The following is a 21464-nucleotide window of genomic DNA, read 5'->3' on the forward strand; positions in this document are numbered from 1 at the left end:
CTAGGAGGTGCCCATGGGGGATCGGAAGCAGGACAGGGACACGGAGTTCCAGGCTTTCGTCGTCGGCCGCTGGCCGCGGCTGATGCGCACGGCATTTCTCCTCACGGGGGAACAGCACGCCGCGGAGGACCTGGTCCAGACGACGCTGGAACAGGTCTACGTGGCCTGGCGCAGAGTCGGCGCGGCCGACGAACCGGAGGCGTACGTACGGCGCGTGATGATCAACGCGCACGCCCGCAGGCACCGCAGGAAGCTCCGTGAGTTCCTCGCCCCGAGGGACGACGGCTCACGCCTGGCCCACGAGATCGCCGACGCCGGCGACCTGATCGCCCGGGCCGACGACCGGCACACCCTGCTCAGGGCGCTGGCCGGGCTGCCCCCGCGGCAGCGGCAGGCGGTGGTGCTGCGGTACTGGGAGGACCTGACCGAGACCCAGGCGGCGGAGGCGATGGGCTGTTCGGTCGGCGCGGTGAAGAGCAACGCGGCGAAGGGGATCGCGAAACTGCGCGCCATACCGGAACTGGCGGACGCGGTGACGTACGGAGGGCGGAAGTGATGAACGCGGACCGGGAGACGAACCACGACATGACACAGCACGACATCGCTCTCCTGCTGGCCGACGCCGCGGACGAGGTCGAGATCGGCACAGCCCCCACCCAGGCGCTGATCCTCGGCGGCCGCCGCCGCAGAACCCGCCGCTGGGCGGTCGCGGCGGCCACCGCGCTGGTGGTCGTCGGCTCCACGGGGGCGCTGGCGGTCACCGGGCTGCCGGGGGGCGACGGGGACCGGTCGGCGCCGGCGGCGACGCAGCCCGCCGTCAGCGTCAGCCCGTGGCTGTTCCAGCCGGCCAACAGGGTCACGCTCGCGTCCGGGACGGACGGGGGCAAGGAGTGGCGGGTCAACCTCGACGTCTGGCCGGCCCCGGTCGACGTCCAGGACGCCCGCGCCACGATGCACGCCATGGCGGCGTACGGAGAGACTCCCTCGGCCGTGAACACGGCCGCCGACCTGGTCGGCAAGAGCGCGTACTTCGTGCTCCGCAGCACCGGTGAGGAGGAGGTCGCCTGGGAGATGCTGACGCTGCACGGTCTGACCGAGAAGGGGGACACCCTGTCCGGCAGGGACGTCGACGCGGTCGCGGTCCAGCTCGCCCCGTACGGCCGGGGGCCCGCCCGTCTGGTGATCGGGCAGGTGGCCAAGACCGCCCGCCAGGTCACGTGCACCTGGAAGGACGGCACGAAGACCCGGGTCGACAGGGCTCCGGCCGGGACCGGCGTCGACGGCGGCGCCCCGGCCATCCGCACGATCGACGACTCGCCGTACGACTGGTTCGTCTGTCTGGCCCCGCGGGGCACCGAGTACCAGTCGGCGGAGGTGACGCGTTAGGGGTGCCCGTTAGGGTGGCAGGCGTGTCGTACTCAGGCCCGCACTCCGACCCCTTCGACCCGTCCGACCCGTTCCAGCCGTCCGACTCCATCGACTCCGCCCGGCCCAGCCGGTCCCGGTTGCGTCGTCCGCTGACCGTGGCGCTGGCCGTGCTCGTGCCCGGTGCGCTGCTGGGGTGGCTGGCGTACGAGGCGCTGGGCGGGACCGGGGGCGTCGGCGAGGGCGGGCCGGACCGGGCGGCGGGGGCGGGCGCCTCCGCGAGCGTCCCGGGGAGCGCGCCGGCCGGCGGCGACGAGAGGCCGGGCACCCTGTCCGCGCCGCCGAGCCAGGCCGCCGCGCCTCTCCGGGGCAAGGTCGTCGTCATCGACCCCGGGCACAACCCCGCCAACTTCCGGCACACCGCCGACATCGGCCGCCAGGTGGACATCGGCACCAACCGCAAGGAGTGCGACACGACGGGGACGTCCACGAACTCGGGTTACACCGAGGCGGAGTTCACCCTGGACGTGGCCCACCGGCTGCGCACGCTGCTTCAGCGGCAGGGCGCCACGGTGAAGCTGACGCAGGACGGGGACCGGCCGTTCGGGCCGTGCGTCGACGAGCGCGCCCGCATCGGGAACGCGGCGCACGCCGACGCGGTCGTCTCGATCCACGCCGACGGCTCGGCGGCCGGCAACCGCGGCTTCCACGTGATCCTGCCGGGCTCCGTGCACGCGGGCGCCGCGGACACCCGTGCCGTCGTCGGCCCGTCGAAGGACCTCGGGAAGCTGATCGCGGGCGACTTCGCCCGCTCGACGGACACTTCACCGTCCAACTACGTCGGGGACGGCACCGGTCTCGTCACGCGTGAGGACCTTGGCGGTCTCAATCTGTCAACGGTTCCCAAGGTGTTCATCGAGTGCGGCAACATGCGCGATACCAAGGACGCGGCGCTGCTGACCAGTGGCGCCTGGCGGCAGAAGGCGGCGCAGGGGATGTCTGAGGGAATCGTGAGTTTCCTGCGCGGGTCGTGATCAGCGCGCGGATCCCGGCGGACAGTGCGATCGTACGGACGATAATGTCGTCCTTACGATGAGGGGCCACCCCCGCGCTTCACACCGGGGCCTGACGGCGGCATGGTGACAGCGACGCCTCCACCGATACGTGTGTGCGTGTACCGATGACGAGACGACTGACGAAGGACCTGAAGTGAATATCCGCTCCCTCACTCGAGGCGACGGCGTGGTGATCGGAGCAGCGGTGTTGCTGTTCGTCGCGTCGTTCTTCGATCTCTACTCGATCGACGGGATCCCCGACAGCTACGATCTGCCGAACCTCTGGAACAGCGGGCCCGTGCTGTTCGGCGTCGTTCTCGCGGGGATCATCGGCGCCGCACTCGTGGTCGTCAGCCGGGGGCTGCCGCAGGTGCCCAAGGTCGCCGGCCTCGACCTCGGCCAGTTCGGCGTGGCTTTCGCGGTCTTCGCCGCGTGGAGCGCGCTCGGCAACATCTTCGACCCGTCCGGCGGTTACGACAACGTCGGCGACAGCTCGAACAGCCCCGACGCCGGTACGGGCCTGATCCTGGCCCTGATCGCCACGCTGGTGCTGGCCGGCGCCGCCGTCGCCACGCCGCTGGTCCCGGCCCTGCAGGCGGGTCTCGTGCCGGCGCCGAAGCCGCAGGCCCCGCAGCCCTACGGCGCGCAGCCGCCCGCCGGTTACGGCTACCCGGGCGCGCCGCAGCCGTCGGCGTTCGGCGGTCAGCCGCAGCCGGGTCAGCCGGGTGGGCAGCCGTTCGGCGGCCAGCCGGGTCCGGCGCAGCCGCCGGCCGCGGACTTCTCGCCGTTCTGGTTCGCGGTGCCGGTGCCGCGTCCGCTGTTCGCGGAGGACGGCGCGCCGACGCCGATCGCCGAACTGGCTCCGGGCACCTGGTACCTGGCCGTCGAGCAGGGGGCCCAGGGTCTGGTCGCCCAGACCCAGGACGGCCGTCGCGGCGTCCTGCGCGACACCTCGGGCATCCAGCGCGGCTGAGCCCCGACCGGTGCCGCGTCGTCACAGCGGTGAGCACGGCCCTTCGCCCTTCCGGGCGGGGGGCCGTTGCCGTACCCTCGCAGCCCGTTGACTGACGGACCGTCAGGAGGCAGTCATGCGACTCGGTCTCGCACTCGGCTACTGGGGCCGCGGCCCCGCGCCCGGCCAGGTGGAGCTGGCGCGGGAGGCGGAGCGCCTCGGGTACGAATCGGTGTGGACGGCGGAGTCCTGGGGGTCGGACGCCTTCACCCCGCTCGCCTGGATCGCCGCACACACCTCGACGATCGAACTGGGCACCGCGGTCGCCCAGATGGCCGCCCGCTCCCCGACCGCGACCGCCATGCAGGCCCTCACCCTGGACCATCTCTCCGGCGGACGGATGACGCTCGGGCTCGGCCTGTCGGGCCCGCAGGTCGTCGAAGGCTGGTACGGCCGCCCGTTCCCGAAGTCACCGCTGACGGCGACCCGGGAGTACGTGGACGTCGTCCGGCAGGTGCTGCGGCGGCAGGCGCCGGTCGAGGCGGACGGGCGCTTCCATCCGCTCCCCTACCGGGGCCCCGACGCGACCGGTCTGGGCAGGCCGCTGAAGTCCATCACCCATCCCCTGCGGCCGGATCTGCCGGTGCTCCTCGGGGCCGAGGGCCCGAAGAACGTGGCGCAGACCGTGCGGATCGCCGACGGGTGGCTGCCGCTGTACTGGTCGCCGAGCCGGCCCGACGCGTACGGGCCGGGGATCGCGGAGTTGCCGGAGGGCTTCCGGGTGGCGCCGATGGCACGGGTCAAGGTGTGCGACGACGTCGCCGAGGGGCTGCTGGCCGTCAAGACCATGCTCGGCTTCTACATCGGCGGCATGGGCCACGCCAGCCGCAACTTCCACGCCGACCTGATGGCGCGCATGGGTTACGAGGAGGAGGCCCGGCACATCCAGGAGCTGTTCCTGGCCGGCCGCCGGGAGGAGGCCGTGCTCGCCGTGCCGGACGCGTTCGCCGACGAGATCTCCCTCGTCGGCCCCCGCGAACGCATCGCCGAACGGCTGGATTCGTGGCGCAAGGGCCCGGTGACGGACCTGCTCGCGGTGGCCCCGGACCGCACGTCGCTGCGGGTGCTGGCGGAACTCAACTCCTGACGGGTCTTCTGCCGCCGAGGGCTGGGCGCGTCCTGACGGAACCTCCGCCGACGCGGCGGAGGTTTCATTCAGAATCGAACGGCAATCCGGAGGACATGTCTCGATATCGCAGTGGTTCCAACTCGGCAGGAACGGTCATAGCGGTCGTCGCGGACGTCATGGCCGTCATCCTCGGGCTGTGGATCCTCATGTACCTGCTGGACGCCAACCGGGGCAACGACCTGGTCCAGTTCGTCCATGACGCCGCCAACTGGCTGGCCGGCTGGTCCCGTGACCTCTTCACGTTCGACGAGGCGTGGGCGAGGGTCGTGGCCGGCTACGGTCTGGCAGCGGTGGTGTACCTGTTCATCGGTCACGCGATCGCGAACAGGGTCCACCGCCACTGACCCACCGTGGACCACGGGCTCTCAGGCGCAGCAGTCCGCCTCGAGCCCGGAGGGCAGTTGCTCCCCGCCGAACACGGCACAGGTGGCCTCGTGACCGCCGAGGGCCGCGACGGCGAGCAGCAGCGACCCCGCCGTCCAGGAGGTCAGCTCCCGGGGCCAGATCGCCTCGTCCTCGAACACGAACCCGGTCCAGTACAGCCCCGACTCCGGGTCCCGGAGGTGCTGGATCGCCTGCAGGATCTCCAGCGCCCGGTCGGACTCGCCCATCGCCCACAGGGCGAGGGCGAGTTCGGCCGACTCGCCGCCCGTGACCCACGGGTTGGGGACCACGCACCGCACACCCAGCCCCGGGACCACGAACCGCTCCCAGTCCGACTCGATGCGGGACTTGGCCTCCGTGCCGGTCAACGCGCCGCCCAGGACGGGGTAGTACCAGTCCATGGAGTAGCGGTCCTTGTCGAGGAACCGCTCGGGGTGGCGCCGTATGGCGTGCCGCAGCGCGCCCGCCGCCAGTTCCCAGTCCGGCTGCGCCTCCTCGCGCTGCTCGGCGATCGCCAGCGCGCAGCGCAGCGCCTGGTGGATCGAGGAGGAGCCGGTGAGCAGCGCGTCGGCGGTCGGCGTGCCGTCGTCGTCGCGCCGCCAGCCGATCTGCCCGCCCGGCTGCTGGAGCCGCAGCACGTACTCGATCGCCGCGTAGACGGCCGGCCACATGCGGTCGAGGAAGGTGTCGTCGCCGGTGGAGAGGTAGTGGTGCCAGACGCCGACGGCTATGTAGGCGACGAAGTTGGTCTCGCGCCCCCGGTCGGTGACGCGGTCGAAGTCGCCGTCCTGGTAGGCCGCGAACCACGAGCCGTCGTCGTTCTGGTGCCGGGCCAGCCAGGTGTAGGCGCGTTCGGCGGCCTCGTGCTCGCCGGCCGCGTCCAGCGCCATGGCTGCCTCGGTGTGGTCCCACGGGTCGAGGTGGTGGCCGCGGAACCACGGGATCGCGCCGTCCTGCCGCTGCACGGCGAGGATCCCGGCGACGGTCGCGGCGGCCTGCTCGGCGGTGAGGACCCCGGGCAGGACGAGGTGTTCTGTCCGGGGCGTCGTCACTTGGCGGCCGCCTCGGTGAGCGTGGGCAGGTGCGGCTTGGTCGCGTACGCCACGAAGCTCTTGCCGATGAGGGGGTTCAGCGCCTGCTCGGCGACCCGGGTGGCCAGTGGCTTCTTCATGATGTCCCAGACCAGCAGCTTGTGGTAGGCGCGCACCGGCAGCGCCTTGTCGTTGTCGACTCCGAACGCGCACTTGAGCCACCAGTAGGGCGAGTGCAGGGCGTGGGCGTGGTGGGTGCCGTAGGGCTTGAGGCCCGCCTCGCGGATCCGCTCGAGCAGTTCGTCCGCCTTGTAGATGCGGATGTGGCCGCCCTCGACCTCGTGGTAGGCGTCGGAGAGCGCCCAGCAGACCTTCTCGGGGCCGTAGCGCGGGACGGTGATCGCGATGCGGCCGCCCGGCCTGAGCACGCGCACCATCTCCGCGAGCACGCCCTTGTCGTCCGGGATGTGCTCCATGACCTCGGAGATGATGACGACGTCGAAGGACTCGTCGGGGAAGGGCAGGGCGAGGGCGTCGCCCTCCATGGCGGTCGCGGTCGCGCCCTCGGGGGCCTCCCCGGCCTCCTTCATCGCCGCGAACCACTTGGCGACCTCGCGGATCTCCTCGCCGTTCTGGTCGAGGGCCACGACCTGTGCGCCGCGCCGGTAGCACTCGAAGGCGTGCCGGCCGGCCCCGCAGCCGAGGTCCAGGACTCGGTCGCCCGGGGCGAGCGGGAACCGGGAGAAGTCGACGGTCAGCACGTGGCCCTGCTTTCGCGATCGGATGCTTCGGATACGTCGGCGACGCCGGTGACCTCGGCGACGGCGGCCTCGGGGGCGGAGAGGGAGGCGGCGGCCGCGGGGGCGGAGGGGGCCGCTGCGGCCTCGGCGGTGCGGGTGCGTCCGCCGTCGGCCATCGCCTCTCGGTAGCGGGCCACGGTCCCCTCGGCGGCCCGCGCCCAGGTGAACCGTTCCAGCACCCGTTGCCGCCCGGCCGAGCCGAGCCGTGCCCGCAGCTCGGGGTCGGCCAGCAGCCGGCTCAGGCCCGCGGCCAGCGCGTCGGCGTCGCCGGGCGGCACGGCCAGGCAGGTCTCCCCGTCACGCCCGGCGACCTCGGGGATCGCCCCGCCGGTCGTGGCGAGCAGCGGGGTGCCCGTGGCCATGGCCTCGGCGGCCGGCAGGGAGAAGCCCTCGTACAGCGACGGCACGCAGGCGACCTCCGCCGAACGCACCAGGTCGACCAGTTCGGCGTCGGATATGCCCTTGACGAACTCGACGGCCCCTTCGAGGCCGTACCGCTCGACCGCCTGGGCGACGGGCCCCTCCTGCGGGCGCTTGCCGACGACGACGAGGTGGGCGTGCGGGTGCTCGGTGCGCACCTTCGCCAGCGCCTCGACGAGGTAGACCAGGCCCTTGAGCGGAACGTCGGCGCTGGACGTCGTCACGATCCGGCCGGGTGTCTGCGCCACGGCCGGATTCGGCGAGAACAGGTCGGTGTCGGCCCCGATGTGGACGACATGGATGCGGTCGTCGCGGACGCCGAGGTGGTCGGCTATCTCCTGGCGGGAGGTGCCCGAGACGGTGAGCACCGAGGGCAGCCGGCGCGCGACGCGCTTCTGCATGGCGGTGAACCCGTACCAGCGGCGCACGGAGTAGCGCCGTCGCCACCCCTCGGCGGCGTCGAGCTCCAGCTGCCGGTCGACGGTGATGGGGTGGTGGATGGTGGTGACCAGGGGCGCGCCGACATCGCCCAACAGCCCGTAGCCCAGGGTCTGGTTGTCGTGCACGACGTCGAACTCACCGCGCCGGGCGCGGAGATGGCGGCGGGCGCGCAGCGAGAAGGTCAGCGGCTCGGGGAAGCCGCCGGTCCACATCGTCGCCACTTCGAGGGCGTCGATCCAGTCGCGGTACTCGCCGCGCTTCGGGGTGCGGAAGGGGTCCGGCTGACGGTAGAGGTCGAGGCTGGGCAGCTCGGTGAGGGAGAGGCGGTCCTCGTGCCCGGGGTCCAGCACCGGATAGGGCTGGGAGCCGATCACCTCGACCCGGTGGCCGAGACGGGCGAGCTCCCGCGAGAGGTGCCGTACGTAGACGCCCTGGCCCCCGCAGAACGGGTTTCCCTTATAGGTGAGGAGCGCGATCTTGAGCGGTCGCCCGCCGTCAGCGGCAAGGTCATGCCGAGACCCTGCCTGACTGGCCTCAGCGGTCACCCCGGGCCCCCTTCTGCCTGCATTGTCCCGCGAGACTACGACGGGACGCTAATCTAGAACAAGTTTCAGACTTGATCGTTCGGGAGGCTCTGAATCTACCGGCAGGTACGAGCGCTGTGAGCAGTGGATCAGGTGATTCACGCCACGACCGATCACCGGCCGAGCCGTATGATCACCGCCCCTCACCGACTGTCACCACGACTGTCACGGAACGGACCGGAACGGGACCCATGTCTGCGGAAGCCAGCCCTCAGCGCCCCGCGCACTCCCCTCTCACCGAGCGGCAGGAGGCGCGCCGCCGCCGCATCCTGCACGCGAGCGCGCAGTTGGCCAGCCGGGGCGGTTTCGACGCGGTGCAGATGCGGGAGGTCGCGGAGTCCTCGCAGGTCGCCCTCGGCACGCTGTACCGCTACTTCCCCTCCAAGGTGCACCTGCTGGTCGCCACGATGCAGGACCAGTTGGAACACATGCACGGCACGCTGCGGAAGAAGCCGCCGACGGGCGAGCGCGCGGCGGACCGCGTCGCGGAGACCCTGATGCGCGCCTTCCGCGCCCTGCAACGCGAGCCGCACCTCGCCGACGCGATGGTCCGCGCGCTGACGTTCGCCGACCGCAGCGTGTCGCCGGAGGTCGACCAGGTGTCCCGCCAGACGACGGCGATCATCCTGGACTCGATGGGCCTGACCGACCCCACGCCCGAGCAGCTCTCCGCGGTCCGCGTCATCGAGCACACGTGGCACTCGGCGCTCATCACCTGGCTGTCGGGCCGCGCGTCCATCGCGCAGGTGCGCATAGACATCGAGACGGTGTGCCGGCTGATCGACGTGACGGATCCGCACGCGCCCGGCCCGCGGGCATAGACCGCGCGTCCCCGCGCACCGGCCGGGCCGTGGACCGCGCGGGCGCCCGCGCACGCAAAAAGGGCCCTGCAGACAGAGGACCCAGCCCCGCACGCAGAGGACCTACGAGACGACGAGGGCTTTCCGTCAGGCCCTGTCCTGCGACCTTCCGGTCCCTCAGTCCGTCCGTCGACGTCGGCCTCAGCGGATGCCCGTACCTCTCGGCGTCTCGCAGAAGTCGGCTACTCCGGTCGAACTCCCTCACTCGCCTCGTAGGCCACTACCAGAATAGAACACGCAAAGCATGAGGCAATACCCCGAATCGGATATTTTTACTCGTCGGGAGGGAAGACCGCTTCACCGCTCCCTGCCATCGTGATCACGATCGCCTCCACCGGGCAGCTCTCCGCCGCCGCCAGCACCCGCTCGTTCGCGTCGGTGTCCGGGGTGGCCGGATGCGACTGTCGGGCGGTGTCCAGCCGGAAGCCCGCGGGCGCGTGGTGGACGCACTGGGCGGAGCCGATGCACAGGGAGCGGTCCACCTCCACGTGCCACCGGTCCCCCGTCCCCGCGTTCGCCCCCGCCCCTGCGTTCGACGGCGCCCCCGCGTTCGACGGCGCCCGCGCGGGAGGCACCTCCGTCTCCCTCACCCCTCCCACCCCGCCGGCAGGTGGATCATCTTGTGCTCCAGGTACTCGCCGAAGCCCTCGGGGCCGAACTCCCGCCCCAGCCCGGAGTTCTTGTAGCCGCCGAACGGACCGAGCATGTCCAGACTGAAGGTGTTCACGGAGTACGTCCCCGTGCGGACCTGGCGCGCGACCTCGATTCCGTGCTCGACGTCGGCCGTCCACACGCTGCCGCTGAGCCCGTAGTCCGAGTCGTTCGCGATCTTCAGCGCCTCGGCCTCGTCGCCGTAGGGCAGGAGGCAGATCACCGGCCCGAAGATCTCCTCGCGGGCGATCCGCATGGAGTTGTCGACGTCGCCGAAGAGGGTCGGCTCGACGTACCAGCCGCGGTCCAGACCCGCCGGACGGCCCCCGCCGGTGAGGATCTTCGCGCCCTCCTCCTGCCCGATGCGGATGTAGTCGAGGTTGCGGCGCTGCTGCCGCTCGGCCACCAGCGGGCCGACCTGGGTCGCCGGGTCCAGCGGATCGCCGACGACCAGGGCGTCCGCCGCCGCCGCGAAGGCGTCCGCGAACTCGTCGTAGCGCGAGCGCGGGAGCAGGATCCGGGTCTGGGCGACACACGCCTGGCCGTTGTTCATCCAGGCGGCCGAGGCGATCCCCGGCACGGCGGTCGCGATGTCCGCGTCCGGCAGGACGACCGCCGCCGACTTCCCGCCCAGCTCCAGGGTCACCCGGGTGAGGTTGCGGGACGCCACCTCCATGACCCGCTTCCCGGCCGCGACCGACCCGGTGAAGGAGACCTTGTCGACGCCCGCGTGCCCGACCAGGTACTCGCTCACCTCACGGTCCGCCGGCAGGATCGACAGCACGCCCTCGGGCAGCCCGGCCTCCCGCACGATGTCCGCGAGGACGTACGCGTCCAGCGGCGACTCCGGGGACGGCTTGAGGATCACCGTGCAGCCGGTGAGCAGCGCGGGCGCGAGCTTGGCGGCTGCCACGAACTGCGGGACGTTCCAGGGGACGACGGCCGCGACCACGCCGACCGGCTCGCGCCGCACGAGGATCCTGCCGAGCACGCCGTCGCGCCGCTCCTCGTAGGTGAAGCCCCGGGCGACGGTGATCGCCGCGTCCCACACCATCATCGCGCCGAGGGCCTGCGCGAGGACGCTCCAGGAGTACGGCGAGCCGTTCTCGGACGAGATCACCCGGGCGAGCTCCTCGTGACGCGCGAGGATCCCGTCCTTGATCCGGCCGACGACCTCGATCCGCTCGTCGAGCGACAGCCGCGGCCAGGGCCCCTCGTCGAAGGCCCGCCGGGCGACGGCGACGGCCCGGTCGACGTCGGCCGGCGAGGCATGCGGCACCCGCCCGATGACCTCCTCCGTGTGCGGCGAGATCACCTCGATGACGGCTTCGCCCAGGGGGTCGGTCAACTCGCCGCCGATGAACAGCTTTCCGTGCTCCACGAGCTCAGTCATGGCCACTGCCTTCATTTCTGACGGTATTTCAGAAACTGATACCAGTTCCGGTTGAAGTAGTCCACGGACGAGACACGAATGCCCCTGAACAGCGGTTTCCCGATGATCAGGGGCCGGTGAGGAAGCTGGGGACCGCCAACAGCACCGGTGTCCACGGAGGAGCCGACGCATGGCCCCGAAAGGAGCACACGCTTACGCGAGGACTGCTCGGCGTCGGCCGGATCACCTGAAGCGCCGAAGCGTCGATGTGACAGCGGCAGACAGGGCATGCCGACCACGTGCCCGGCTGCCCAAAGGGCGTGTTCATACACGATCCGTGTGGAAGCATCGAAGATACCCCTGCCGCCGCCCGCCTACGACGAATCGGGTGAATCGTTGGCCAGACAGCCCACCGTCCGGCATGGACGCCGTCGCAAGCTGCTGCTCGCCGCAGGGCCGGTACTCGGCACCGGGGTGGGCGCGCTGACCAACTTGGTCACTTCCGAGTGGAACTGGTGGATCTTCTCCTCTCTGGTTGTGCTTGTGTCGCTCTGTGCGGCCGCCGCCACGTACCCGCCTCGCGCGGAAAGTGAGTTCCGCAGCGGACATGCGGGCCGGGTCGACACGCCACGCACGCTGCCGCCTGCGAGTGCGGTGTTCGCCGGGCGCCGTCGTGAACTCGAGATGGTGGTCACGCACCCGGCCCGCCATGACTACCGTGCAACGTTGTTCCTCATAACCGGAGAATCAGGTGTGGGGAAGACTGAGTTCGCCGTACAGGCTGCCTACAGACTGGTAGACCGCTTTCCCGACGGCCAGCTCTTCATGGGATTCCGCAGTCACGCTTCCGGGACGGGGCCCCTGGAGGTACGCGATGTGCTTCTGGACCTCCTGGGCACACTTACGCCCGACGCGTCCACTGCCACACTCGACACCTCTCAACTTGTGAACAGATGGCGTGTCGCCACGGCAGATCGTCGCATGCTCCTGGTGCTCGACGACGTGACGCAGGCCAAGCACATAGAAAAGGTGCGGCCGAATTCCGAGCACTGCCTGGTGATCGCCACCACTCGCGAGGATTCCATAGCCGGAATCGATCCGGATCTTCACCTCCGACTTGAGGAGCTGTCGGAACACGAGGCAGCCTTCATGATCGCTGAGATTATGCGCCGTTCCTCGCGTGAGGTCACCGGAACCACTGTGGGCGATCTCGCCGCCCTGCACAGGCTGCCACTGATGGTTCGTCACGCAGTCGGCCAACTCTTGACAGGAGCGTCTCCAGACCTCGGGAGAACTCCGGGACGGAGCAGAGGAACCGACGCCCTCGCTCTCTCCTTCGGCCGCCTCTCGTCACGAGATCGACTTGTACTGCACCGTTCCGCACTGCATCCAGGGCCGCATCTGACGCCAGTCTTTGCGGGGGCACTCGCCGGTATGCCGGCGGAAGAAGCAGAGGAGGCGCTCACAGAACTCCACCGTGTAGGCATCCTGCACGAGGCCGGCCCCAGCTACGGTTTCCATGACCACGTGCGGGATCTCGCACTCGCCGACGGTCGACACCGCACCGGTGCGCAGGAGCCTGAGTGTGAGTGCGGGTGTAAGCGAGCCCTGGAGCGACTGTTCCAGGCAAGCCTGGACATGGCCAGGGATCTCGCTGCAGATATCAACGCACCAGTCGTCACGAGCGTCGACTCCCGCGTCCTCACACGTGTCAGATCGATGACGGAGGGGGAGGCGCTCTCATACCTTTCAGCGAACTTCGATGATCTGCTGGCAGTGATTCGTCTCGCGATCGCCCGCAGTTGGAACCAGACATGGAAGCTGGTGAGTGCCGTCGCGTATTACATGCGCGTCCATCGCAACATTCCCCAGGCGATGGACCTCCTCTCGGCTGCGCGTCGGATCGCAGTGCGCGCAGACGATTCGCGCGGAGAGGCCGTATGCCGTCTTGAAATCTCCCGGATGGAGCGGACCCGCGCCGATTACACAAAGGCCCGCGATGAAGCCGAGTGTGCGTTGCTGATATTTGAAGCCGAACGTGACTTGCTCGGTCAAGCCAACTGCCATTCCGAACTGGGGACCATTGATCAACATACCGGAAAGTACGCCGATGCGGCTGGTCGGGCGTCAACGGCTGAGGCGTTGTACTGCCGAGAGAATGACAAGCGAGGTCGCGCGGATGCGCAGGGGATGCTTGGGATGCTGGAACGACGCAATGGCAACTACCCTACGGCGCTTCAGCATCTGAACTCGGCTTTGCCCCTCTTCCATGAGATCGGCAACGAACGAAACGAGGCCTGGATCCGCATCGAGATCGGCACGGTCCATCGTCAGAACCGCGCGTACGACACTGCCCAGCAGAACTTCCGTGCGGCCCGGCGGATCTATGAAGGCGCGGACGACCGCAACGGACAGGCGTGGGCGGATCGCGAACTGGGAATCGTTGCCCGCATGAGGGGGCAGCACGCCGAGTCGCTTGCTCTGTTGTCCGAGGCCTTGCGAGTGTTCACAGAACTCGGCGGCACACGCAACCGCGCCGATGCGTTGGTCGAACTCGGCTCCCTGCACCGCGTAACCGGCGATCTTCAAGCGTCCCGGAGGCGCCTGGAGAGTGCGCTCGCCATCTACCGTGAGATCGGGAACAAACGGGGCATCGCCTGGACGGAACTGGAACTGTGCACGCTCGAACGCCTCAGCGGAAACCTCGACTCCGCGGACGCGCATCTGGAGATGGCGGACAGCATCTACGCACAGATACCGGACGAGTCAGGACGGGGCAGAGTCCGGGTCGAACGCAGCCTGCTTGCTGCACTGCGTCGCAGGACACCGCACGCGTGAACCTGCCCCTTCTGCGGTCTCTGGGCGCCGGCTTCCTGTGAACAGTGCGCTTCCGGCCGCACCGACCGGTGCTCATTGGGCGCCGCCCACTCGCGCTCGACGCAGCGAAGTGCGGCGACTTCGCCGACCACGCGACCAGGAGCCGCCCCAACGCCCGGGCCGTCTCCGGGCCGTCCAGCGGTGACCAACGGTCGACAAGCGGCGATAAGTGGTGCGCGCATCAGTGCAGGTCAGCCCAACTCTCAGCAGGGTCAGTCGACTTGGGCACCCATTGGAACCAGTTCTAGTTATAGTGGGCAATGGCCGTGGGACGGAGGGCGGATGACGAAGGTGCTCGATCATGGCGGAGGGGTGCGGTCCCTGCGGGTTCCCATCCCGGACAACCCGCTCGGCCACACGCTCGTCTACGTCGTCGACACCGACCGCGGGCCGGTGCTGATCGACACGGGCTGGGACGACCCCGCCTCCTGGGAAGCCCTCGGCGCGGGGCTCGCGGCCTGCGGCACGTCCGTCGCCGAGTTGCACGGCGTCGTCATCACCCACCACCACCCGGACCACCACGGACTGTCCGCGCAGGTGCGGGAGGCCTCCGGGGCATGGGTGGCGATGCACGCAGCGGACGCGTCGATCGTGCGGCGGACCCGGCGGACCCGCCCCGAACGCTGGTATGCCTACATGGCCGAGAAGCTGGCGGCGGCCGGCGCCCCCGAGTCCCACATCGCACCGCTGCGCACGGCGCGCCGCCGCACTCTGCCGGGGCTGTCCCCGGCCCTCCCCGACCGCGAGATCGTCCCCGGCGAGCTCCTCGATCTGCCCGGCCGCCGGCTGCGCGCGATCTGGACCCCGGGCCACACCCCCGGCCATGTCTGCCTCCACCTGGAGGAGGACCACCCGGCCGGACTCCCGGGTCACGGCCGTCTGTTCTCCGGCGACCACGTGCTCCCCGGGATCACCCCGCACATCGGCCTCTACGAGGACCCCGACGACCTGACGGTCACCGACCCGCTCGGCGACTACCTCGACTCCCTCGAACGCGTGGGCCGCCTCGCCCCCGCCGAGATCCTCCCGGCACACCAGCACGCCTTCACCGACGCACCGTCCCGGGTACGGGAGTTGCTCTCCCACCACGAGGAGCGCCTCACACAGCTCCTCGCCCTCCTCGCCTCCCCGCTCACCCCCTGGCAGCTCGCCGAGCGCATGGAGTGGAACCGGCCCTGGGCGGAGATCCCCTACGGGTCGAGGAACATCGCCGTCTCGGAGGCGGAGGCGCATCTGCGGCGGCTGGTGAAGCTGGGGCGGGCGGAGGCGGTCACGGGGAGCGATCCGGTGACGTACGCGGCGGTGTGAACGCGGGAGCCCGGCCTCCGCCCTACGGGCGCGTCCACGAGCCCGGGCAGGGCTCCGGCCCCGCCCGCCGGGCACCCCTCGGGCGCCTTCCTACCTGCCGGTAGAGTGGCCGCGTCGTCATCACACCCGTACAGGGGGAAGCCGGTGCAAATCCGGCGCTGACCCGCAACCGTGACAGCCGGATCGCCCGGTACGGGACCGTGACCGGCTCATGTGCGTCGGCAGGTCCGCCGCCGCACGGCACCGTCGAGGCATACGGAGCCGAGCCGCCGGGGTCGCCCCGTGCTGCCCGGCTCCCCCACAGGGAGAGGCACCCGCCGATCATGAACGTACGCCGCAGCGCCGCGGCCCTGGCCGCCGCCACCGTCGTGCTGGGCGCCGCCGTCCCCGCCGTCGCCGCCACCCCGTCCCCCACCCCGTCGGTGGCGATACCCGACGGGCTGTACGGCACGACCGACCCGACGTACGACGGTGTCTGGCGCCAGTCGCTGGCCCTGCTCGCGCAGCACACGGCGGGTGTCACCCCGGCCGACTCGGCCGTGGCCTGGCTGGCCGGGCAGCAGTGCGCGAACGGCGCCTTCGCCGCCTTCCGCGCCGACACCGCCAAGCCGTGCGACGCGAAGCTGATGGTGGACACCAACAGCACGGCGGCTGCGGTGCAGGCGCTCGCCGCGCTCGGCGGCCACCGGGCCGAGGCGCAGAAGGCGCTCGGCTGGCTGAAGTCCGTCCAGAACGCCGACGGCGGCTGGGGCTACTCCCCCGGCGGGCCCAGCGACGCGAACTCGACGTCCGTCGTGGCGGGGGCGATGACTGCGGCCGGACAGCGGCCCGCGGAGGTGAAGAAGGCCGGGAAGTCGCCGTACGACGCCCTGGTGAAGCTCTCCATCCCCTGCGACCGGGCCGGCGGCGGCGCGTTCGCCTACCAGCCGGACAAGAAGGGCGGCCTCGCGGCCAACGCGGACGCGACGGCGGCGGGCGTGCTCGGCGCCCTCGGCAAGGGGTTCGTGACGACGGCCGGGAAGACGCCGCAGGACGGCCCCGTCTGCGGCGGTTCGCCCGACCCGCTCACCCCGGACCAGCTCGCCCGCAACGGCTCGGCCTACCTCGCCGGCACGATCGGGAAGAAGGGCCATCTGGAGTCGGCCCTGCCCGGCGCAGAGAACCAGCCCGACTACGGCAACACCGCCGACGCGGTCGTCGCCCTCGCCGCCCACGGGTGGACCGCGCAGGCGAAGAAGCCTCTCGCCTGGCTGGAGCAGAACGCCGCGGGCTGGGCGCGGCAGAGCGGTCCCGCCGCCTACGCCCAGTTGGTCTTCGCGGCTCACGCCATGGGCGCCGACCCCCGCCACTTCGGCGGCGCCGACCTGGTCGCACAGCTCAACGCGACGGGACCGGCCCCGCAGGCCACGGACAAGGCCGCGGAGCGGACGGCCGCGTCCGACGGCAAGGACGACTCGGAGTCCGGGTACGGCGTCTGGTGGATCGTCGGCGTCTTCCTCGTCGCCGGCGTCGGCATCGGCTTCCTGATCAGCGCCCGGGGCCGGAAGCAGCGGCAGCCGTGACACGCCGGTGCGCCGTCCTCGTCCTCGCCGCGCTGTCGCTGCTCCTGGCCGGCGCGGCTCAGCCGGCCCAGGCCGCCGGCTACCGCTACTGGTCCTTCTGGGACCGCGCCGGCGACCACTGGACCTACGCCACCCAGGGACCGTCCACCGCCCGCCCCGCCGACGGCGACGTGCAGGGCTTCCGGTTCGCGGTGAGCGAGGACTCCAAGGACGCCTCGCAGCCGCGCGGCGCCGCCTCCTTCGCGGCGATCTGCGCGAGGACGCCCGCGCAGGACGGCACGAAGCGGGTGGCCCTGGTCATCGACTTCGGCACGGCGGCGGACGCCCCGAGCGGCGGCGGGACACCGCCGTCGCCGCGCACGGCCTGCGCCCGGGTCACCCCGGCCGCGACGACGGCCGAGGCGCTCGCCGCGGTCGCCAAGCCCCTGCGCTACGACGCCAACGCCCTGCTGTGCGCGATCTCCGGGTATCCGGAGACCGGGTGCGGTGAGCAGGTCTCGGCGGACGGGACGCGCACCCGGCGGCCCACGGCGGCCAAGGAGAACGGGAACGGGAGCGAGGACGGGAACGGGAACGGGAGCGGGAAGGACGGCGGCCCGTCGGTCGGGCTGTTCGCGGGCGCGGCGGCGGTGGCGGCGCTGGGCGCGGCCGCGGCGTGGCAGGCGCGGCGGCGGGGTTCGCGCGGGAATGGCTGACCGCCGCTCCCGCCCGCAACTCCACCCCGCCGCCTGGTGGTTGTGGGCCCTCGGTCTCGGCACCGCCGCGACCCGCACCACCAACCCGCTGCTGCTCGGCCTCCTGCTGACCGTGTCCGCGTACGTCGTCACGGTGTGCCGCCCCGACACTCCCTGGGCCCGCTCCTACTCCGCGTTCCTCAAGCTCGCCCTCGCAGTCCTCGTCGTCCGTCTGGTCTTCGTGGTGGCGCTGGGCTCCCCGATCCCCGGCACGCATGTGCTCGTCGCCCTGCCCGAAGTCCCGCTGCCGCACTGGGTGCAGGGCATCCGGCTGGGCGGCGCGGTCACGGCGGAGGGGCTGCTCTTCGCGTTCTACGACGGTCTGAAGCTGGCCACCCTTCTCGTCTGCGTGGGCGCGGCGAACGCCCTGGCCAGCCCTTCCCGTCTGCTCAAGACGCTCCCCGGCGCGCTGTACGAGACCGGCGTGGCGGTCGTCGTGGCGCTCACCTTCGCCCCGAACCTCATCGCGGACGTCCACCGTCTGCGCGCCGCCCGCCGCCTGCGGGGGCGTCCGGACCGGGGGCTGCGCGGTCTCCTCCAGGTGGGGCTGCCGGTTCTGGAGGGCGCGCTGGAGCGCTCGGTCGCCCTCGCCGCCGCGATGGACGCGCGCGGTTACGGCCGTACCGCCGACGTCCCCGCCCCCGTCCGCCGCACGACCGCGGTCCTCACGCTCGGCGGACTGCTCGGCGTCTGCGCCGGAACGTACGGTCTGCTGACCGCGGCGGGCGGCTCGTACGGCCTGCCGGTGCTGCTCGCCGGGGTCGTCGCGGCGCTGGCCGGACTGCGGCTGGGCGGCCGCCGCTCCCCGCGCACCCGTTACCGCCCGGACCACTGGAGCCCGCGCGCCTGTCTGATCGCCGCCTCCGGCGCCGCGGTGGCCGCCCTGCTCACCGTGGCCGGGTCGGCCGACCCGGCGGCCCTGCACCCCGGGGTGGTCCCGTTGACCGCGCCCGCCCTCCCCCTGTGGCCGGCGGCGGCCGTACTCCTCGCCCTGCTGCCCGCGTTCGTGTACAAGGAGCCGTCGTGATCCGCTTCGAGAGCGTCTCCGTGACGTACGACGGGGCCGCCGAACCCACCGTCAGGGACGTCGACTTCACGGTCCCCGAGGGTGAACTCGTGCTGGTGGCGGGCCCGTCGGGGGTGGGCAAGTCGACGCTGCTCGGCGCGGTGAGCGGCCTCGTCCCGCACTTCACCGGCGGGGTCCTGAGCGGCCGCGTCACGGTCGCCGGCCGCGACACCCGCACGCACAAGCCGCGCGAACTCGCCGACGTCGTGGGCACGGTGGGCCAGGACCCGCTCTCGCACTTCGTGACGGACACGGTCGAGGAGGAACTCGCCTACGGCATGGAGTCGTTGGGCCTAGCACCGCCGGTGATGCGGCGCCGCGTCGAGGAGACCCTCGACCTGCTCGGTCTGGCCGGTCTGCGCGACCGTCCCCTCGCCACCCTCTCGGGCGGCCAGCAGCAGCGGGTGGCGATCGGCTCGGTCCTCACCCCGCACCCCCGGGTGCTCGTCCTGGACGAGCCGACGTCCGCGCTCGACCCGGCGGCCGCGGAGGAGGTCCTCGCCGTCCTCCTGCGGCTCGTCCACGACCTCGGCACGACGGTGCTGCTGGCGGAGCACCGCCTGGAACGCGTCCTGCAGTACGCCGACCAGGTGGCGCTCCTGCCCTCCCCGGGGGCGGCCCCGCTGCTCGGCGCCCCGGCGGACGTCATGGCCGTGTCCCCGGTGTTCCCGCCGGTGGTGGACCTGGGCCGGCTGGCCGGCTGGTCCCCCCTGCCGCTGACCGTGCGGGACGCCCGACGCCGCGCGGGCGACCTGCGGGAGCGACTGGCCGAACGGGAGGCCCCCGGTGACTCGTCCCGCGACGCCCACTCACCCCACCCACCGTCGGACCCGACACGGACCGCCGAGCCTCCGACACGGACCGCCGAGGCCCCGGCACGGGACGCCTCCCTACGGGCCCCTGTCACACAGCCACCGGCACCAGCACCAGCCGCCAAGCCCCCCGCCCGCCGCCGCTTCCGCCGGACCGCCACCACCGCCGGCCCGACACCCGTACCCACGCCCGCCCCCGGCGCATCCGCACCCGGCGTCCCCGCGCCGCCCGCCGAGGCCCGCGCCCTGGGGGTGCGCCGGGCCGGTGTGCAGGCCCTGCGCGACGTAGGGCTCACGGTCGGGCCCGGCGAGACCGTCGCCCTCATGGGCCGCAACGGCGCCGGAAAGTCGACGCTGCTCAACACGTTCGTGGGCCTGGTGGAGCCGTCCGCCGGCACGGTGCTCGTCGGCGGCGCGGTCCCGCACCGCACCTCTGCCCGCGACCTGGTCCGCCGCGTCGGCCTGGTCCCGCAGGAGCCGCGCGACCTGCTGTACGCCGACACGGTCGCGGCCGAGTGCGTGGCCGCCGACCGGGACGCGGGGGCCGCTCCCGGCACGTGCCGCGCCCTGGTCTCGGATCTCCTCCCCGGCATCTCGGACGACACCCACCCCCGCGACCTCTCGGAGGGCCAGCGCCTCACGCTCGCGCTGGCGGTCGTCCTCGCCGCCCGTCCGCCGCTGCTCCTCCTCGACGAGCCGACCCGCGGCCTGGACTACGCGGCGAAGGCACGCCTGGTCGCCGTCCTGCGCGAGCTGGCCTCGGCCGGTCACGCGATCGTGCTGGCCACGCACGACGTGGAGCTGGCAGCGGAGCTGGCTCACCGGGTGGTGCTGCTGGCGGAGGGCGAGGTGATCGCCGACGGCCCGACGGCGGAGGTGGTGGTCTCGTCCCCGTCGTTCGCCCCGCAGGTGACGAAGATCCTCGCCCCGCAGGAGTGGCTCACCGTCGCGCAGGTGAGGCGGGCGCTGCGATGACCGCTCGGACGACCAAGAGGACCGCCTCGACGACGAGGACGACCGCCCCGACAACGAGCACGACCGCGTCGACGACGAAGGCGCCCCGGCGGCGTCCGCGCGCCGTTCACCTGGGACCCCGCTCGCTGGCCGCGTTGACGCTGGTCAGCGCGGTGGGAGTGATCGCGTTCAGCTGGCCTTTCCTGGCCCCTCCCGCCTCCGCCCTGAACGCCCACGCGCAGGACGCCCCCTGGCTGTTCGCGGGCCTGCTGGTGCTGCTGGTCGCGGTCGTCGCGGCGACGATCTCGGAGTCGGGACTGGGCGCGAAGGCGGTGGCGATGCTGGGCGTGCTGGCGGCGACGGGCGCGGCGTTGCGCCCGATCGGCGCGGGGACGGCGGGCATCGAGCCCATGTTCTTCCTCATGGTGCTGAGCGGCCGGGTCCTGGGCCCGGGCTTCGGCTTCGTCCTCGGCTCGGTGACGATGTTCGCGTCCGCCCTGCTCACGGGCGGGGTGGGCCCGTGGATGCCGTTCCAGATGCTGGCCATGGGCTGGTTCACGATGGGCGCGGGCCTGCTGCCGGGCTCCGAGCGGCTGCGCGGGCGCGCCGAGCTGGTCCTGCTCTCGGGGTACGGCTTCCTCGCCGCCTTCGCCTACGGCACGGCGATGAACATGGCCGGCTGGCCGTTCATGGGCGCGCTGGCCTCGGGCGTGGCGTTCGACCCGGGCGGGACGGTCCCGGCGAACCTGGCCCGCTTCGTCGCGTACTGCGTGGCGACCTCGCTGGGCTGGGACCTGGGCCGGGCCCTGGTCACGGTCCTGCTGACCCTCACCCTCGGTCCGGCGGTGCTCAAGGCGCTACGCAGAGCCACCCGCCGCGCGGCCTTCGAGACCGCGGTCACATTCGAGGCCCCCGACGGCCACCGAGAAGGCCGTTGACCGGTGAACCACCCCACATGACCCACATCACCTACTAGGCTGCCTAGTCGGACAAATAGGATGTTACGACCATGCCGCCAGGGCCTCTGACCTGCACTTTGAGAGCCAG

The 21464-nt window shown here is 71.9% G+C and carries 19 protein-coding genes and 1 riboswitch; of the genes, 14 read left to right on the forward strand and 5 right to left on the reverse strand.

The window, feature by feature from the left end; translation table 11 throughout:
- Positions 1-13: 13 nt before the first annotated feature.
- The 6 genes from ACZ7DE_RS05630 (at position 14) to ACZ7DE_RS05655 (ending at position 4905) form a co-directional block, all read left to right on the forward strand.
- The gene (locus ACZ7DE_RS05630; protein ID WP_470758357.1) at positions 14-556 is read left to right on the forward strand and encodes a SigE family RNA polymerase sigma factor; all 543 of its coding nucleotides are present in this window, start codon (positions 14-16) and stop codon (positions 554-556) included.
- A gap of 29 nt (positions 557-585) precedes the next feature.
- A complete protein-coding gene (locus ACZ7DE_RS05635; protein ID WP_470758359.1) occupies positions 586-1386 on the forward strand; it encodes a hypothetical protein in 801 nt (266 codons plus the stop codon).
- Between the two features lie 23 nt (positions 1387-1409).
- On the forward strand, positions 1410-2399 hold the full coding sequence (locus ACZ7DE_RS05640; protein ID WP_470758361.1) for an N-acetylmuramoyl-L-alanine amidase: 990 nt from the start codon (positions 1410-1412) through the stop codon (positions 2397-2399).
- A 175-nt stretch (positions 2400-2574) separates the two neighbouring features.
- Positions 2575-3393 carry a DUF5336 domain-containing protein gene (locus ACZ7DE_RS05645; RefSeq protein WP_470758363.1) on the forward strand — a complete coding sequence of 273 codons (819 nt, stop codon included), beginning with the start codon at positions 2575-2577 and terminating at the stop codon, positions 3391-3393.
- A 115-nt stretch (positions 3394-3508) separates the two neighbouring features.
- Positions 3509-4519: an LLM class F420-dependent oxidoreductase gene (locus ACZ7DE_RS05650; protein WP_470758365.1), complete on the forward strand. Its 1011-nt coding sequence runs from the start codon at positions 3509-3511 to the stop codon at positions 4517-4519.
- Between the two features lie 95 nt (positions 4520-4614).
- Positions 4615-4905 (forward strand): hypothetical protein, encoded by a 291-nt coding sequence (locus ACZ7DE_RS05655; protein ID WP_054238057.1) that lies wholly within the window; start codon positions 4615-4617, stop codon positions 4903-4905.
- 21 nt (positions 4906-4926) lie between these two features.
- Here the strand turns inward: ACZ7DE_RS05655 and ACZ7DE_RS05660 are convergent, their stop codons facing one another.
- From ACZ7DE_RS05660 to ACZ7DE_RS05670, 3 genes are read right to left on the reverse strand one after another with little or no spacing between them, the layout of a single operon-like run.
- Complete coding sequence (locus ACZ7DE_RS05660) at positions 4927-5997, reverse strand: prenyltransferase/squalene oxidase repeat-containing protein (RefSeq protein WP_470758367.1); 1071 nt, start codon at positions 5995-5997, stop codon at positions 4927-4929.
- A complete protein-coding gene (locus ACZ7DE_RS05665; protein WP_470758368.1) occupies positions 5994-6737 on the reverse strand; it encodes a class I SAM-dependent methyltransferase in 744 nt (247 codons plus the stop codon). Before ACZ7DE_RS05665 ends, ACZ7DE_RS05660 begins: the two co-directional genes overlap by 4 nt.
- Positions 6731-8182 carry a glycosyltransferase family 4 protein gene (locus ACZ7DE_RS05670; protein WP_470758370.1) on the reverse strand — a complete coding sequence of 484 codons (1452 nt, stop codon included), beginning with the start codon at positions 8180-8182 and terminating at the stop codon, positions 6731-6733. Before ACZ7DE_RS05670 ends, ACZ7DE_RS05665 begins: the two co-directional genes overlap by 7 nt.
- Before the next feature lie 230 nt (positions 8183-8412).
- Here ACZ7DE_RS05670 and ACZ7DE_RS05675 point away from each other — a divergent pair, with 230 nt between their 5' ends.
- Positions 8413-9042, forward strand: coding sequence for a TetR family transcriptional regulator (locus ACZ7DE_RS05675; protein WP_470758372.1), 630 nt, complete (start codon positions 8413-8415; stop codon positions 9040-9042).
- Positions 9043-9353: 311 nt separating this feature from the next.
- On the opposite strand, the gene ACZ7DE_RS05680 is transcribed toward ACZ7DE_RS05675, so the two are convergent.
- A complete protein-coding gene (locus tag ACZ7DE_RS05680; protein ID WP_470758979.1) occupies positions 9354-9569 on the reverse strand; it encodes a ferredoxin in 216 nt (71 codons plus the stop codon).
- A gap of 98 nt (positions 9570-9667) precedes the next feature.
- Positions 9668-11125, reverse strand: coding sequence for an aldehyde dehydrogenase (locus ACZ7DE_RS05685; RefSeq protein ID WP_470758374.1), 1458 nt, complete (start codon positions 11123-11125; stop codon positions 9668-9670).
- 318 nt (positions 11126-11443) lie between these two features.
- On the opposite strand from ACZ7DE_RS05685, the gene ACZ7DE_RS05690 reads away from it, so the two are divergent.
- The 7 genes from ACZ7DE_RS05690 to ACZ7DE_RS05720 all read left to right on the forward strand — a co-directional run bounded on the left by ACZ7DE_RS05690 (position 11444) and on the right by ACZ7DE_RS05720 (position 21355).
- Positions 11444-13942 carry a tetratricopeptide repeat protein gene (locus ACZ7DE_RS05690; protein ID WP_470758376.1) on the forward strand — a complete coding sequence of 833 codons (2499 nt, stop codon included), beginning with the start codon at positions 11444-11446 and terminating at the stop codon, positions 13940-13942.
- A 321-nt stretch (positions 13943-14263) separates the two neighbouring features.
- A complete protein-coding gene (locus tag ACZ7DE_RS05695) occupies positions 14264-15289 on the forward strand; it encodes an MBL fold metallo-hydrolase (RefSeq protein WP_470758378.1) in 1026 nt (341 codons plus the stop codon).
- Positions 15290-15414: 125 nt separating this feature from the next.
- A riboswitch (adenosylcobalamin-variant (AdoCbl-variant) riboswitch) is annotated at positions 15415-15486 on the forward strand.
- 126 nt (positions 15487-15612) lie between these two features.
- Positions 15613-16851 (forward strand): prenyltransferase/squalene oxidase repeat-containing protein, encoded by a 1239-nt coding sequence (locus ACZ7DE_RS05700; RefSeq protein ID WP_470758380.1) that lies wholly within the window; start codon positions 15613-15615, stop codon positions 16849-16851.
- Positions 16848-17546, forward strand: coding sequence for an SCO2322 family protein (locus ACZ7DE_RS05705; protein ID WP_470758382.1), 699 nt, complete (start codon positions 16848-16850; stop codon positions 17544-17546). Before ACZ7DE_RS05700 ends, ACZ7DE_RS05705 begins: the two co-directional genes overlap by 4 nt.
- Positions 17539-18612, forward strand: coding sequence for a CbiQ family ECF transporter T component (locus tag ACZ7DE_RS05710; protein WP_470758384.1), 1074 nt, complete (start codon positions 17539-17541; stop codon positions 18610-18612). The genes ACZ7DE_RS05705 and ACZ7DE_RS05710 overlap by 8 nt, the downstream gene beginning before the upstream one ends.
- Positions 18609-20438, forward strand: a complete 1830-nt coding sequence (locus ACZ7DE_RS05715) for an ABC transporter ATP-binding protein (protein WP_470758386.1) — start codon at positions 18609-18611, stop codon at positions 20436-20438. Before ACZ7DE_RS05710 ends, ACZ7DE_RS05715 begins: the two co-directional genes overlap by 4 nt.
- Complete coding sequence (locus ACZ7DE_RS05720; protein WP_470758388.1) at positions 20435-21355, forward strand: ECF transporter S component; 921 nt, start codon at positions 20435-20437, stop codon at positions 21353-21355. The genes ACZ7DE_RS05715 and ACZ7DE_RS05720 overlap by 4 nt, the downstream gene beginning before the upstream one ends.
- Positions 21356-21464: the final 109 nt, after the last annotated feature.

It is taken from the genome of Streptomyces sp. NPDC037083 (assembly GCF_055606485.1).

What these genes read in the sequence shown, in the direction of transcription:
- ACZ7DE_RS05710 (WP_470758384.1), top strand. Translation starts at nt 17,539, where the DNA reads ATGGCTGACCGCCGCTCCCGCCCGCAACTCCACCCCGCCGCCTGGTGG.
- ACZ7DE_RS05685 (WP_470758374.1), bottom strand. Translation starts at nt 11,125, where the DNA reads ATGACTGAGCTCGTGGAGCACGGAAAGCTGTTCATCGGCGGCGAGTTG.
- ACZ7DE_RS05630 (WP_470758357.1), top strand. Translation starts at nt 14, where the DNA reads ATGGGGGATCGGAAGCAGGACAGGGACACGGAGTTCCAGGCTTTCGTC.
- ACZ7DE_RS05675 (WP_470758372.1), top strand. Translation starts at nt 8,413, where the DNA reads ATGTCTGCGGAAGCCAGCCCTCAGCGCCCCGCGCACTCCCCTCTCACC.
- ACZ7DE_RS05700 (WP_470758380.1), top strand. Translation starts at nt 15,613, where the DNA reads ATGAACGTACGCCGCAGCGCCGCGGCCCTGGCCGCCGCCACCGTCGTG.
- ACZ7DE_RS05655 (WP_054238057.1), top strand. Translation starts at nt 4,615, where the DNA reads ATGTCTCGATATCGCAGTGGTTCCAACTCGGCAGGAACGGTCATAGCG.
- ACZ7DE_RS05695 (WP_470758378.1), top strand. Translation starts at nt 14,264, where the DNA reads ATGACGAAGGTGCTCGATCATGGCGGAGGGGTGCGGTCCCTGCGGGTT.
- ACZ7DE_RS05635 (WP_470758359.1), top strand. Translation starts at nt 586, where the DNA reads ATGACACAGCACGACATCGCTCTCCTGCTGGCCGACGCCGCGGACGAG.
- ACZ7DE_RS05650 (WP_470758365.1), top strand. Translation starts at nt 3,509, where the DNA reads ATGCGACTCGGTCTCGCACTCGGCTACTGGGGCCGCGGCCCCGCGCCC.
- ACZ7DE_RS05720 (WP_470758388.1), top strand. Translation starts at nt 20,435, where the DNA reads ATGACCGCTCGGACGACCAAGAGGACCGCCTCGACGACGAGGACGACC.